11 protein-coding genes are annotated in these 14409 nt (G+C 63.9%); 3 read left to right on the top strand and 8 right to left on the bottom strand.

The features are described 5' to 3' along the window. Window positions 1-3 precede the first annotated feature (3 nt). Window positions 4-1185, top strand: coding sequence for an MFS transporter (locus HNQ71_RS25695; protein WP_184875679.1), 1182 nt, complete (start codon window positions 4-6; stop codon window positions 1183-1185). On the opposite strand, the gene HNQ71_RS25690 is transcribed toward HNQ71_RS25695, so the two are convergent. After that, complete coding sequence (locus tag HNQ71_RS25690; RefSeq protein ID WP_184875677.1) at window positions 1143-2057, bottom strand: LysR family transcriptional regulator; 915 nt, start codon at window positions 2055-2057, stop codon at window positions 1143-1145. The two genes, HNQ71_RS25695 and HNQ71_RS25690, sit on opposite strands and share 43 nt — an antisense overlap. Window positions 2058-2152: 95 nt before the next feature. Here HNQ71_RS25690 and HNQ71_RS25685 point away from each other — a divergent pair, with 95 nt between their 5' ends. Next, the gene (locus HNQ71_RS25685; protein ID WP_184875675.1) at window positions 2153-3112 is read left to right on the top strand and encodes an SDR family oxidoreductase; all 960 of its coding nucleotides are present in this window, start codon (window positions 2153-2155) and stop codon (window positions 3110-3112) included. A gap of 132 nt (window positions 3113-3244) precedes the next feature. On the opposite strand, the gene HNQ71_RS25680 is transcribed toward HNQ71_RS25685, so the two are convergent. The 5 genes from HNQ71_RS25680 to HNQ71_RS25660 form a co-directional block, all read right to left on the bottom strand. Beyond that, entirely contained in the window at window positions 3245-6418 is a 3174-nt protein-coding gene (locus HNQ71_RS25680) for an efflux RND transporter permease subunit (protein ID WP_184875673.1), read from the bottom strand. A gap of 79 nt (window positions 6419-6497) precedes the next feature. Then, window positions 6498-7670 carry an efflux RND transporter periplasmic adaptor subunit gene (locus HNQ71_RS25675; RefSeq protein WP_184875670.1) on the bottom strand — a complete coding sequence of 391 codons (1173 nt, stop codon included), beginning with the start codon at window positions 7668-7670 and terminating at the stop codon, window positions 6498-6500. A gap of 157 nt (window positions 7671-7827) precedes the next feature. Then, window positions 7828-8433 carry a hypothetical protein gene (locus HNQ71_RS25670; protein WP_184875668.1) on the bottom strand — a complete coding sequence of 202 codons (606 nt, stop codon included), beginning with the start codon at window positions 8431-8433 and terminating at the stop codon, window positions 7828-7830. After that, the gene (locus HNQ71_RS25665; RefSeq protein WP_184875666.1) at window positions 8430-10703 is read right to left on the bottom strand and encodes a molybdopterin cofactor-binding domain-containing protein; all 2274 of its coding nucleotides are present in this window, start codon (window positions 10701-10703) and stop codon (window positions 8430-8432) included. Before HNQ71_RS25665 ends, HNQ71_RS25670 begins: the two co-directional genes overlap by 4 nt. A 2-nt stretch (window positions 10704-10705) precedes the next feature. Next, window positions 10706-11167 carry a (2Fe-2S)-binding protein gene (locus tag HNQ71_RS25660; protein WP_184875664.1) on the bottom strand — a complete coding sequence of 154 codons (462 nt, stop codon included), beginning with the start codon at window positions 11165-11167 and terminating at the stop codon, window positions 10706-10708. Window positions 11168-11290: 123 nt separating this feature from the next. On the opposite strand from HNQ71_RS25660, the gene HNQ71_RS25655 reads away from it, so the two are divergent. Next, window positions 11291-11890, top strand: a complete 600-nt coding sequence (locus HNQ71_RS25655) for a TetR/AcrR family transcriptional regulator (protein WP_184875662.1) — start codon at window positions 11291-11293, stop codon at window positions 11888-11890. A gap of 32 nt (window positions 11891-11922) precedes the next feature. Here the strand turns inward: HNQ71_RS25655 and HNQ71_RS25650 are convergent, their stop codons facing one another. Together HNQ71_RS25650 and HNQ71_RS25645 are read right to left on the bottom strand one after the other, a co-directional pair. Continuing rightward, window positions 11923-13053, bottom strand: a complete 1131-nt coding sequence (locus tag HNQ71_RS25650; RefSeq protein WP_184875660.1) for a patatin-like phospholipase family protein — start codon at window positions 13051-13053, stop codon at window positions 11923-11925. Between the two features lie 214 nt (window positions 13054-13267). Then, entirely contained in the window at window positions 13268-14356 is a 1089-nt protein-coding gene (locus HNQ71_RS25645; RefSeq protein ID WP_184875658.1) for a citrate synthase/methylcitrate synthase, read from the bottom strand. Window positions 14357-14409: the final 53 nt, after the last annotated feature.

Here is a 14409-nt window from a genome sequence, read left to right as displayed (position 1 = left end):
ATTATGAACGCGTCAAGTGCCATGCTGACTGCAATGCGCGGACGATGGGCCGTTGCGGCTATTTTCCTCGCCAACGGCTTCCTGACCGGCAGCTGGGCGCCGCAGATTCCGGTGTTCCTGACCCGGCTGGAGATCACCAAGTTCACGCTCGGCCTGCTGATCCTGCTGTTCGGCGCCGGCGCCGTCACCGCCATGACCTGGTGCGGCCACCTGATCTCGAAACAAGGTTCGCGCACCGTGCTGCGCTGGTTCGGTCTTTGCGGCAGCCTCGGCCTGCTGGTCGTGGCGCTGGCTCCCAACGTACCACTGGCGGCCATCGCCATGTTCATCTTCGGTGGCTCGATCGGCGGCATGGACGTCGCCATGAATGCCAATGCGGTGGTGGTCGAACGGCGACTATCCCGCGCCATCATGTCGTCCTCGCACGGCTTCTGGAGCCTTGGCGGTTTCGCCGGCGGCGGCCTCGGCGGCTTTGCCATCCAGCACTACGGCCACCTCGCCCACGCGGCGGTGGTGACGGCGCTAGCCTTCGCGGTGATCGCGGTGGCGGTTCGCCATCTGGTCGCCGAGGACAGGCCGCAGGCGACCGAGCATCATAAATTCGCGCTACCGGCAAATCCGCTGGTCTACCTCGTCGGCCTGATGGCGCTGCTGACGATGATTTCCGAAGGCGCGGTGCTCGACTGGGCGGCACTGTATCTCAGGCAGGAACTCGGTGCAGACCTTGCCGTTGCCGGCCTTGCCTATGCCGCCTTCTCCGGTGTCATGGCAATCATGCGCTTCTTCGGCGACGGCGTTCGCAACCGTCTCGGCGCGGTGATGACGTTGCGCGCGTCGGCGCTCGTCGCTGCCGCCGGCATGCTGATCGCCGGACTGTCACCCTCGCCCTGGCTTGCCATCGCGGCCTTTGCCTTATGCGGCTTCGGCATCGCCAACATGGTGCCGATCATCTTTTCGGCCGGCGGCAACCAGGAAGGCATGTCGTCGGGCACCGGCATGAGCGTGGTCACGACCATGGGCTATTCCGGCATATTGGTGGCGCCGTCGGCGATCGGTTTCGTTGCCGAGCATTTGAGCTTCGGCCCGATCTTCGTCGCCATGTCCGTGCTGCTGGTCGTCGTGCTGCTGATGGCCGGGCTTGCTCACCGTGCCGAATTCGCGCCCGACCCCACGCCGGCCGAATAGCGCTTGAGTTCCTCGTAGAGGAAATCCGCCACGCGGCGGATGCGCACGCTGGTGCGCACGTCGCGATGCATGGCCAGCCACACCGGTAGCACCGGCAGCGGCAGGCCAGGCAGCACCTTTTCCACCAATGGATCGCGGTCGGCCAGCGGCTCCTGGGCGAGACCCATGCCGTTTCCTGTCCGCACAGCTTCCCACAAGACGATCTGGTTGTCGGCCCTGAAGCGGAAGCTGTTGCGGGTGACAGGGATGCCATACTGGGTGAAGCCCCTGATCATCTCGTCGCTACGGTCGAAGCCGATCAACGCGTGCTCGACAAGGTCGGCAGGCTGCAGCGGGCGGCCGCGCCTGTCGAGATAGGATCTGGCCGCGCAGGCGCAGAGCCTGATATCGCAGACCTTGCGCGCCAGCAGCTCATTCTGACCCGGCTTGACCATGCGGATGGCGATGTCGGCATCGCGGCGCAACAGGTTCTCGACCTGGTTCGAGGCAACGATCTCGACCTCGATGCCGGGTTCCTCGATGCCGAGCCGCCCCGTTATCTCCGGCAGCACATAAGCCGCCACCACCTCGCTGGCGGCGATACGCACCGTGCCTTCGATCGCCTCGACCGAACCCAGCGCCAGCAGGGAAAAGGCGCTTGCCTGCTCGCTGACCGCCTTGCCGCGCTCGAACAGCGTGCTGCCGGCTTCGGTCAGTTCATAGCCGCGCCGCCCGCGCCGGAACAGCGTGATATCAAGCGCCTGTTCGAGTTCGCCGATGTGACGGCCGAGCGTCGGCTGGCTGGCCGAGAGCTTCCGAGCGGCGGCCGACAGGCTGCCGGTCTCCGCCACGGTGACAAAGCTCTTGATCAGGTTCCAGTCGATTTCAGTCATTCATTTATGAATATCAGAAACCGATTCATGGTCAATTTCCATTCGTATGCGAGAGGACCATATTCGAGCTGCAAACATCAACACGGAGACGAGAAATGACCAAGATCGCTATTCTCGGTGCCAATGGCCGGCTCGGCCGCGTGGTCGCCAGGGCCTTCATCGATGCGGGCTATGACGTCCGCGCAATCACCCGCAGCGGCAAGGTGCCCGCCGAACTCAAGGGCGCCACGGCCGCTGCCGGCGACGCGCTCGACCGCGGAGCCCTGATCCGCGCCACGCAAGGCGTCGACATCATCTTCAACGGCCTCAACCCGATCTACACCGACTGGGGCAAGTGCCTTCCGATGGCCGAAAACGTCATGGCCGCCTGCCGTGCGAACGGCACGCTGCACCTCTTCCCCGGCACCGTCTACAACTACGGCTCGCCGATGCCGGCGGTGATCACCGAGGACACGCCGTTCCACCCGACGACGGAAAAGGGCCGCATCCGCTGCGCCATGGAAGACATCTTCCGCCGCGAGGCGGACGCGGGCCGCGTCCGCACCATTATCTTGCGGGCCGGCGACTTCTTCGGCGGCACCGGCAGCGGGTCATGGTTCGATCTGGTCGTCGCCGCCAAGATGAACAAGGGCATCTATACCGCGCCCGGCCCTGTCGATCTGGTGCATGAATGGGCCTATCTGCCGGACTTCGCCAAGGCTTTCGTCGGCCTGGCCGGAAATCTCGGCAAGCTGGGCGCCTATGAAGCGCTCAATTTTCCCGGCCATGCCGTCACCGACCTGGAGATCAAGGCCGCAGCCGAAAAGGCGCTCGGTCGCTCGCTCAAGATGACCTCGATGCCGTGGTGGGTGCTGCGCGCCGGCAGCCCGTTCGTGGCCATGTGGCGCGAGATCGTGTCGATGTCCTATCTGCGCTTCGAACCGCATCAGCTGGCCTCGGCAAGGCTGGAAGGCATCATCGGTGCGATCCCGCACACGCCCCTGGATCGAGCGGTCGCCGAGGCTCTCGAAGACATCGGCATCACCACCGTGAACGGCGTTGCGAAGGCTGCCTGATATTGCATTTCGGCGGGCGCAGCCGCCATGCGTGCCCTTGGGCACCATGCTTCGCATTGCTCTGGGGAAAACAATGCAAAAGGCCGCCCGGTTGCTCCGGGCGGCCTTTGCGTCAGAGGTTCGCATGCCGCCTCATTCGGCTGCCTTCGGAAAGGCGATAGCCGGCTCGCCGCCCACATCCGTGTCCGGCGTGTCGGTCGACGAGACCTTTCCCTTGCCGCGCCGGAATAGCCGACGGAAAAACGCGTAGAAGCGGCTGTTCTTGCTGCGCGTGAAGATCATCAGCATCGACGGCGTCACCACCAGCGTCAGCAAGGTCGCAAAGGACAGGCCGAAGACGATCGCCGACGACAGCGAGATCCACCATTGCGTCGACGGCGCGTTGATCGTCGTCTCGTGATGGAAGATTTCGAGGCCAAGGCCGAAGGCGATCGGCAGCACACCGAGGATGGCCGACACCGCCGTCAGCACCACCGGACGGGCGCGCTCGCGGCAGGTCTGCAACACCGCTTCCATCTTGTCCCAGCCTTCTTCTCGCAACCGGTCATAGGTGTCGATCAGCACGATGTTGTTGTTCACCACCACGCCGGCCAGCGCGATGACGCCGATGCCCGACATGACGATGCCGAAGGCCTCTCCCGTCAACAGCAACCCCAGGAACACGCCGATCGTCGCCATGACCACGCAGGACAGCACCATCAGCACGCTGGTGAATTTGTTGAACTGCATCAAAAGCACGAGGAAGATCAGGAAGATCGCCGCGCCGAATGCCTTGCCGAGGAAGGCGCTGGCCTCCGCACTGTCTTCGTTGGAACCGGCCAGCTTCCAGCGTATGCCGCTGCCGAGATCCATATCGGCGACAGCCTTGGTGACCTCCTGTTGCACGGCCGCGACCTGGGTGCCGGCGGCGACGTTTGCCTGCACGACCACCGTACGGGCGCCGTCGATGCGGTTGAGGATACCGACGGTCGGTTCGGGCTTGCGCACGACAAAATTCGAAATCGGTACCGAGCCTTGCGAGGTCTGCACCCTCAGCTCGTCTAGCGTCGACAGCGTGCGACGATCCTCGGGCAAGCGCAGCCTGATGTCGACGGCATCGTCAGCACCGGCCGGCCGGTATTCCGAGAGCTTCAGCCCGTTGGTCACCAGTTGCACCACCGTTCCGACCGAAGTCGGGCTGATGCCGTACTGCGCCGCCTTGGCGCGGTCGACCTCGAGCGCCCAGTCGACGCCAGGCGGCGGCAGACCGTCGGAAATGTCGATGACGCCGGGCACCTTGGCAATGCGGGCCGCGACGGCGCGCGCCTTGTCGTCGAGCCCCTTGGGATCGATCGCCGAAAGCCTGATCTGGATCGGCTTGCCGGTTGGCGGACCGGCTTCGGGCACGCGAACCTCGACATCGACGCCGGGAATACCGGCCATGACGCCACGCAAATCGTTCAGGATCTGGTTCGCCGACTTGCGCTCGCGCCAGTCGATGAATTCATACTGGATGACGCCGACCACGTCTTCCGGAACGTCCTGCCCACCGCCCTGGGTCTTGCCGACGCGGGTGTAGACCGATTTGATGCCGGGCCAGCCGAGCAGCCTGTTTTCGGCAGTCTTGGTCGCGGTATCCATTTCGGCCAGCGAAAGGTTGCCGCGAGCGTGCACGTAGAGCAGGCCGTAGTCTGGCTCGACACTGGGGAAGAACTCGACACCGGCGCCATATTTCGAATAGGCAAAGCCGACGCCGAACAGCAGCGCCACGGTCAGCACCAGCACGGTGATGGGGAAGCGCACCGCCTGCTTGACGATGGCCATGTACCAGCCGTCGCGATTGTCATCCGCATGGTGCTCGGGCGCCTTGGCGAAGATCGCCCCCAGCGTCGGCGCGAATACCAGCGCGTAGAGCATCGAGGCCGACAGCGTGACGATCAGCGTGATCGGCATGTATTTCATGAAGTCGCCGATGATGCCCGGCCAGAACAGCAGCGGCGAGAAGGCGGCGATACGCGTCATCGTCGCGGCGATGACCGGACCGGCCATGCGCTTGGCGGCAAGCGCGAAAGCTTCCGCCTTCGGCATGCCCTCGCCCATCCGCCGCTCGGCGAATTCGGTGACGATGATGGCATCGTCGACAAGCATGCCGACCGCCAGGATGAGGCTGAACAGCACGATCATGTTGATCGTGTAGCCCATCATCGCAAGCAACAAGATGCCGATCAGGAACGATGATGGAATGGCCAGGCCGATCAACAGCGAGGCACGGCCGGACAGCGCGTAGAGGATGACGATGAACACCAGGATGACGGCGATCATCACATGGTTCTGCAGATCGCCGAGCAGCTGGTTGACGAAGACCGACTTGTCCTGCGTGTAGGTGACATTCATGCCTTGCGGCATGGTCTTGACGAAAGCGTCGGAGACCTCCCTCACCTTGGTGAGCGTGTCGATCAGATTGGCGCCGATGCGCTTTTTCACTTCGATGGCGATGGCCGGCTTGCCGTTGAGCCGGGTCACCGTCTCGGCATCCTTGAAGGTGGAGCGGATCGTCGCGATGTCCTTGGCCTGAACCACGGCATTGGGGCCGGCGACCACCGGCAGCGCCGCCACATCCTCGGGCGTCTCGATCAGCGACGGCACCTTGACGGCGTATTTGCCCTCCGAGCCCTCGATATTGCCGGCGGCGACCAGGCTGTTGGAGTTGCCGACCGCACCGATCAGCTGATCGAGCTGCAGTCCGTAGGAAGACAGCTTCATCGGATCGATGACGACCTCGACGAGGTCGTCGCGCGCGCCCTGCAGCGAGCCTTCGAGAACGCCGGGCACTTCTTCGATGCGGTCGCGCAGTTCGCGCGCGGCAGCGGTCAGCACACGCTCGGGCAATTCGCCTGACAGGGTGACGACGAGGACGGGGAATTCGGAGATATTGACCTCGGTAACAACAGGTTCTTCGGCCGCCTGCGGCAGGTCGGCCTTGCCATCCTGCACCTTGCTGCGCGTGTCCTGCAGTGCCGTCGCCAGATTGGTCTGCGGCTGGAACTCGACCAGCACGTAGCCGCCGCCCTGGAAGGCGGCCGAGCGCATTTCCTTGAGGCCCTTCAGGCTCTTCAGCTTGCTTTCCATCGGCCGCAGCAGAAGGCGCTCCGAATCCTCGGGCGAAATGCCTTGATAGATCAGGCTGACATACATCATCGGAATCGGAACGTCGGGTTCCGCTTCCTTTGGCGTTGACTGATAAGCGACCCAGCCGGCGAGCAGAAGGAAGACCAGCACCGAGATGGTCAGGCGGGCATTGTTGATTGCGAGTCTGACGATATCCATGGCTAACGCCTGTTTTCGAATTTCAGGAGCTGCGTTGCAGCCGATTGTCCCGCCCAGGGGTGGTCCGTCGCGACCCCTGCTACTGCGTCCCGGCGGTCGCTTCGCCCAGCAGCTTCCGCAGGGTCGCCTGGTCGGCCTCGACCGGATTGACGACATCGCCTTCCTTCACCAGTTCCTGGCCGGCGACGATGATGCGCGCGTCGGCAGGGATGCCGCCGAGCACAAGGCCGGTCGGCGTGTCGTCGACGAGGTCGATCGGGAAGAACGCCACCTTGTTGTCCTTGCCGACGGCCCGGATGCCGAGGTCGCCCTTGTCGCCGAGCGTCACCACCGAGCGCGGCAGCACGACCGCGTCGGTCGGTTGCGCGTTGAGCGCGATTTCCGCCGTCATACCGGCGGGCACGGAGCCGTCGCCATTGGGGATCGCCACCTCGACGCGAAAAGTGCGGGTCGCCGACGACGCGTCGCGGCTGATGTAGCGCACGGTGCCTTCGACCGTCTGGCCGCTGACCAGTCGGACATTGGCCTTGTCGCCGAGCTTGAGGTAGCCGAGGTCGCGCTCGCTGATTTCGCCGCGGGCGATCACCGGGTCAAGCTTGAGGATGGTTGCCACCTCGCCGCCCTCCATGATGGAACTGCCAAGTTCCACCGGCACCCGGTCAATAACTCCGTCGAAAGGTGCCCTCACCTCATTGCGCTCTAGTAAGGCCTGTGCCGTTTCCAGCAGCGACTGCGCCGAGGTCAGGTTCGAGCGGGCCGTATCGAGCTGCAGCTTCGGCAAATTGCCTGACTTCATGAGTTGCAGAGCTGCATCCAACTCGGCCTGGCGCTGCACAACCAATTGCTTAGCGTTGTCGACCATGGAGATCTTTTCCTCGGCGGCAAGCATCAGCACCAGATCGCCGGTCTTGACGTGCTGGCCCTGCTTGACCGGCAACTTGTCGATGACACCGGCAACGCGCGTCCCCAGCACCGCCCGCTTGTCAGCTTCGGTCAATCCAGAAATGCGGATGGCGCGCGCATAGGTCTTGCGCGGCGGCGTCACCACAGCGACGGTGCGCAACGGTACCTTCGGCTCGGCTTCGGCAGCCTTGGGCTTGTTCGCGTCAGGCGCCTTGCCCTTCTCGACTTCGGCAGCCTTGGCCTTGTTGGCGGCGACGCTGCCGACCGACGAAAACTCGCCTGTCGTCATCCAGGCCGCGAAACCAAAGAGCACAACAACGGCTGCAAGCTTGTGAAACCTGATTCTCATCGTCGTTTTTTCCACTGCGGATTCGGCCAGCGTCCTCGTAACGCGGGCGCGTCGCCGATATGGGTGCGCGCCAGGCCGTGTTCAATTTGCCGTGATCGGCGAAGCGCGTTTCTACATCAAAGTTGCACTGCAATATAGCCTTAAAGTTGCAAGACCATTACGGCACCGGGCAAGGTGAACCCACAGCCATCCAGTTTTCGATCGCTTGAAAGGTTGCTTCGGCCGAGCCCGGAGCCGGCTCACGGGTCGACCCCGGCGCCCAGCCCCAACCGACCAGCCTGTCGTCGCGAACATGCAGCGCGATATCGTCCGAACTGCGACCGCCATTGCGCTCCGGATCCTTGATCTCGGTGCAGATTTCGGCCGAGGATTTCCCGAACCAGGCCATCTCGGCCGGCGCCAGACGCCAGTTCTCGGCTCCGGGCGGTCCGTGCAATTCATTGGAATTGCTTGCGAAATGGCAGGTCGTGCAGCGCAGGCCCGGATTGCCGAAGCCCGATCCGTCGGTGCCGCGCTGGATATTGAAGGCGTGCACGCGCGTGCCGCCATAGTGCGCACCCGACCAGCGCGGCCGGTCGTCCGCGACATGACAATCGGCGCAGCGCGGATGTGAGAACACCGCATAAATCTTGTCCCATTCGGACAGGCCCTTGGTCGTGTCGACCGCCTGGCTCGGTGGTGTTTGGCTCTCCTGTGCGGTTGCGAACGGCGCCGCGAGAACGAGCATGGCAGCAGGCGTCAGCATGATGAGGAGCCGCTTCATGCGAAGGCCACCGTTTTCGACAAAGGCAGCGTGCGGATGCGCTTGCCTGAGAGCGCGAAGATGGCATTGGCCAGCGCCGGTGCCGCCGGCGGAGTGCCGACCTCGCCGACGCCGCCCATCTTGTGGAAATTTTCCAGGATGGCGACGTCGAAGACCGGGCACTGGAAGATCCGCATGGCGTCGAAATCGTGGAAGTTCGACTGTTCGACCATACCGTCGGCGAAGGTGATCTCCTGTCCCATGGCCGCCGAAAGACCGTAGATGGCGGCGGAAATCAGCTGTGCCTCGATGATGCCCGGATCGAGCGCGGTACCGACATCGGCGGCGATCCATACCTTCTCGATGCGGATGCCGGCCGGCGTATCCGCCACCTGGATGATCTCGCCGACCCAACTGCCGAAGGACAGCGTGAAGGCCATGCCCTTGGCCTTGCCGGCAGGCAGCGCCTCGCCCCATTTCGCCATCGCCGCGACTTTTTCCACCACCTTCACCGCCGCGGGATAGGCGGCCATCAGCTTCTTGCGCATCTCGACCGGATCGATTTTGGCGGCTGTGGCGATCTCGTCCATGAAGCCCTCATGGAAGAAGCCGTTGACCGAACTGCCGACCGATCGCCAGGAGCCGACGGGAATGGAGACAGGGGCGGCGACACCACTCACCCGATAGTTCGGGATGGTGTAGGGCTGGTCATAGGCGCCGTCGACGATGCTCTTGTCGGGTCCAAGCGGCGATATCGAGGGGAACAGCCGGCGCAAGGTGCTGGCTATCATGGATGGCGAGGCGATTTTCATGTAGACGGCGACCGGCAGGCCGTCGTCGCCAAGCCGCGCCTGGAACTTGCCGACCGCGGCCGGCCGGTAGGCGTCATGGCGCATGTCCTCTTCGCGCGTCCAGGTCACCTTGATCGGGCGCCCGCCGGTCTCCTTCGCCATCAGCGCGGCGCACAGCGCGTAATCCATCTCGACGCGGCGGCCGAAACCACCGCCCATGAAGGTGGTGTGGACGGTGACCTTCTCCTGTTCGATTCCGACCACATTGGCGCAAAGCTGCCGCACCAGCGTCGGTGCCTGGTTGCCGCACCAGATGTCGAGGGCACCGTCCTTGAACCGCGCCGTGGCGTTCATCGGCTCCATGGTCGCATGCGCCAGATAAGGCACCGCATAGTCTGCCTCGACCATCCTTTCGCGTGGCGCGTCGGCGAAGGCGGTATCAACATCGCCATTGTCGCGCATTGCCGAACCCTTGGCGCCGAGCGCCTGTTTGAGCACGTCGGAAATGGCGTCGCTGCTGAGCGGATATTCGGGATCCGCCCATTGGGCGTCGATGGCATCGGCCGCCTTGAAGGCCGCCCAGGTATTTTGCGCGATGATGCCGAAGCCGTGACCGTAATTCGTCTCGAGCGCTACGATCTTGATCACGCCGGGCATTTTCTCGGCTTTGGCGAGATTCGCCTTGACCGGCTTGGCCCAGAAGCGCGGGCTCATCTTGACCGTGCCGTAGAGCATGTCCGGCAGCCTGACATCGATGCCGAAGATCGGCGCCCCTGTGACCTTGGCCAGCATGTCGATGCGCTTCTGCGGCTTTCCCAGCAGTTTCCAGTCGGCCCGGTCTTTGAGCCTGACTTCGGCCGGCGGCGCCATGGCAGCGGCAGCAACGGCAACCGCGCCATAGGTCAGCGACTTGCCAGACGCCTTATGCAGGATCGACCCATTGGCCGTTTCCAGATCGGCGGCGGCAACGCCAAGTTTCTGCGCCGCCGCAGCAATCAGCAATTGCCGGGCTGCGGCGCCGGCCTGGCGCATCTTGTCGAAACCGTCGCGCACCGAAGCCGAACCGCCGGTGGCCTGGATAGCAAGGAGCTTGCCGACCACGCCGAGACCTGAGCGCACCGCCTGCGCGGTCATGCTCTCGTCGAAGAAGGCGAACGGGCCACCCTCTTCGAGGATCGCGGCGTTGTAATAGGCATAGGAGGCCGGGCCGTGTTCGACATTGACCTGATCGAGACCGACATCGAGTTCTTCGGCGACCATGACAGCCAGCGTCGTCGAGATGCCTTGCCCCATCTCGGCGCGCGGCGCGACGACGGTGATGGTGTTGTCGGCGCCGATCTTCACATAGGGGTTGAACGTCACCTCACTCTTGCCGAGATCGGCCTCAAGCGGGTTCGCAAATGGCTTGCGATAATAGTAGTAGCCGACGGCCACGCCGCCAGCGACGGCAGCGGCGCCGATCAGGAACGTACGGCGGGCGATCTTTCCAACACTGGCCACGGTCAGAGCCCCGCCGTCTTGAGCGCAGCGGCCTTCTTGATGGCCGAGCGTATCTTGGGATAGGTGCCGCAGCGGCAGAGATTGCCGCCCATCGCGTTATCAATGTCGTCGTCGCTCGGATCGGCCACCTCGTCGAGCAACGCCACAGCGCTCATGATCTGGCCGGCCTGGCAGTAGCCGCATTGCGCGACCTGTTCCTCCAGCCATGCCTGCTGCACGGGATGGAGCTTGTCCGCCGTGCCGATGCCCTCGATGGTGGTGACGGCACCGCTGACCTGGCTGACCGGGAGTGAGCAGGAGCGCACCGGCTGACCGTCGACATGCACGGTGCAGGCGCCGCAGGCGGCGATGCCGCAGCCGAATTTCGGTCCGGTCTTGCCAATGAGATCGCGCAGCGCCCACAGCAGCGGCATGTCGGGATCGGCGTTGATGTCGAATGACTGCCCGTCGACGGTGAGGCGCATGGGATACCCTTTGTTGTCGTCCACAGCCCAAGCGAAGCGTCCTCTTGGGTCGCCTCGTCGCGATACAGATTGACAAATTTCGTCATTTTGTCAATTGAGATTTTTGCAGGATAATGTAGCTCCATGGATCAAATCGAAGACATCGCCATCGCCGACCCCAAACGCGTCCGTATCCTGGATGGCGCTATGAGGGTGTTTTTGGCCTATGGCTTCTCCCGCACCACCATGGACGACATCGCCCGCGCCGCCGACATGTCGCGGCCGGCGCTCTATCTCCTGTTCAAGAACAAGACCGACATTTTCCGCGCGATCGCCATGATGGTGCTGTCGCGCTCGGTCGACGCGGCGAAAATGTCTCTGGCCGGCGACGGTGCTTTCAGCGAGCGCATGACGCGAGCCATCGACGAGGCGTTCATCTCGATGATGAGCGCGGTCGTTGCCTCGCCGCATGGCGCCGAATTGCTGGACATGAAATCGAGCCTTGGCGATTTGGTCGGCTGCTGGCGCGGCGGTCTTGTCGAACATATCGCCGCCGCGATCGACGGCGAGGCTGCCAGGAACGGCGTCGATCTCGCCGCCAAGGGCCTGTCGGCGCAATCGCTTGCCGACATGCTGCTCGACGGGCTGGAAGGCATGAAGGCGCGCATCAGCGATGCCGGCGGGCAGCGGCAGGCCGCCGCCGCCCTGATCAGGGTAATCGACCTGACCCTAAAAGCTGGATGAAGCCAAAAAGCCAAGCTGTATCGGGATTCGGGTCAGGCGCGACGACGCTCTACCTCCGGGTTCTTGCGTACCGCGAGGAATTCCTTGACCCGCCGGCCAGGTGCGGGACCACGCACCGGCTTGAAGCCGTCATCGAGTTCGCCTGACAGGTCGAGCGTCGGGCGCTTGCCGACAGCATCGTAATTCTCCTCCAGCCAGTCGCTGGCGGCGGAGCGGCCGAGATCGCGCATATAGCTCAGGAACGCCCATTCGGCATTGACCTTCGATGACGCCGACAGGTCCTTGAACGCCTCGTCGGCATCGATGCGGTGCATGCGGATGTCGCGGTATTCGCCATGCGGCAGGCGGCCGGCGGCGATCAATTCCTTGATGAAGGCGATCGAGCGGAATTCGCGCAACAGCCCGGCGTTGAAGGTGATCTCGTCGATGCGGTTCTGGATCTCGTTGGCGCTCCTCGGCGTTCCTTCCCGCACCACCGGATTGATCTGCACCAGAAGCACGTCTTCGGTCGCCGCAGTCTTGAAGAACGGATAAAGCGCAGGATTGCCGCCATAGCCACCATCCCAATAGGGCACGCCCTTGATCTCGACGGCGCGGAACAGTTGCGGCAGGCAGGCCGAGGCCATCACCGTGTCGAGGTCGATCTCGCCGTCGGAAAAGACGCGCAACTGCCCGGTTTCGACATTGGTCGCCGAAATGAACAGTTCCATCGACCTGCAAGCGCGCACATTGGCGAAGTTAATCTCCTTCTGCACGACGTCACGCAGCGGGTTGAGGCCGAGCGGGTTGGCGACATAGGGCGAAAACACCCGCGACATGGTGTCGAAGAAAACATAGCCTGGCGTGTTCTCGATCGACCAATTGCCCCAGGCGACATCCCACGGCATGCGCTGCACCGGGCTGAACCGGCCCTTTGCCGCCACCGCGCGCCAGAAATCATCGAGCTTTTGCCGCGCTCCCTCGACGCCGCCACGCACGAAACCATCGGCCAGCGCCACTGCGTTCATGGCTCCGGCGCTGGTCCCCGACACTGCCGCGATCTCCAGCCTGCCATCCTCCAGCAGCCGGTCGAGCACGCCCCAGGAAAAGGCCCCGTGCGAGCCGCCGCCCTGAAGCGCGATGTTGATCTTCTTAGTTTCCTCCGCCTTGCCGTTTTTCGTCATGGCGTTCCTGTCGTTTTGGATGCTGCAAGCCTCATCACGCCCGGGGATCGGAACGGTTCGGTTACAGCGGACCTATGTTGCGGTGCAGCATATAAGTCCTGACGAAGGCAAGAACACGAACACGGTCGCGTGATCACATGAAATTTCGGTCATGAAGAACCGCCTCACCGCTTCGGAGCGGAGAGGCGGCATCCATCGAAACGGGCAGACAGCCTCAGGCAACGAGGTCCGGCACCGGCCCGACATAGCGCGACTGCGGCCGGATCAGCCGTCCGGTCGTCTGCTGTTCACGGGCGTGCGCAATCCAGCCGGCGACACGCCCGGCGGCGAAGACGTTGCTGAATGCCTCCTTGGGGAAACCCGCCGCCTCCAACAGCAGCGCGGTGTAGAACTCGACATTGGTCTGCAGCGAGCGCGACGGCTTGGCGATCCGCAGCACGTCAAGCGCGGCTTGCTCCACAGTCTCTGCAAAGGCCAGCCTGCGACCGGTTTCGCCCTCGCCGCCGAGTTGCCGCACGACCGCCTTCAGCACGTCGGCACGCGGATCGCGCACGCGGTAGATGCGATGGCCGAAGCCCATTATGCGCTCGCCATGCGCGACCTCGTCGCGCAGCCAGCCGACGGCATCGCCATGCGCCTCGATCGCATCCAGCATCTCGATCACCGGACCGGGCGCGCCGCCATGCAACGGCCCCTTGAGCGCGCCGAGCCCGGCCAGCACGGACGACGTCAGGCCGGCTTGTGTCGACGCGACCACGCGGGTGGCGAAGGTCGAGGCATTGAGGCCATGATCGCAGACGGTCACCAAGTAGGTGTCGAGCGCCTTCGCCTGCGCCGGCGAGGCGGCACGACCGCTGAGCATCCTCAACATGTCGGCAGCATGATCGGCCAGGCTGTCCGGCGCGACGGGCGCCTCGCCGCGCCGCAGGCGAAGCAGGGCCGGCGTCAGCACCGCGGGCGCCGCAACCAGCCGCAGCGCGTCCGGAAAAGTCTCGCTGTCCGGCAGAAGCGCCATGCCGGCGCGCATGGCGCTGTAGACATCTAGCGGAGTCAGCAAGGGCAGTGAGGGCAAAAGCCGCTCGAACACTTCTGCGCGGGCCTGGCCCAGCGCTCGCGCCAGTTCGGCATCGCCGGGAAGGTCTTCGAAGAAGCCATCGAGCAGCAGGCCGACCACCTGCGCGTAGCTCCAGCGTCCGGCCAGTTCCCGCAGCGAATGGCCGCGGATGGTCAGATTGCCGCCGAGACCATCCACGTCAGAGAGGACGGTTTCAGCCGCCACAACGTCGTCGAGCCCATTCGCCATAGCCTGCCTCCTTGATCCATTTCCGTATCAGAGATAAGGCTAGGCATTCTGCT

The organism is Mesorhizobium sangaii, from assembly GCF_014207355.1.
GTDB lineage: Bacteria > Pseudomonadota > Alphaproteobacteria > Rhizobiales > Rhizobiaceae > Mesorhizobium > Mesorhizobium sangaii.
The sequence above is the reverse complement of the archived record's forward strand: the minus strand, read 5'-3'. Positions and strand labels throughout refer to the sequence as shown.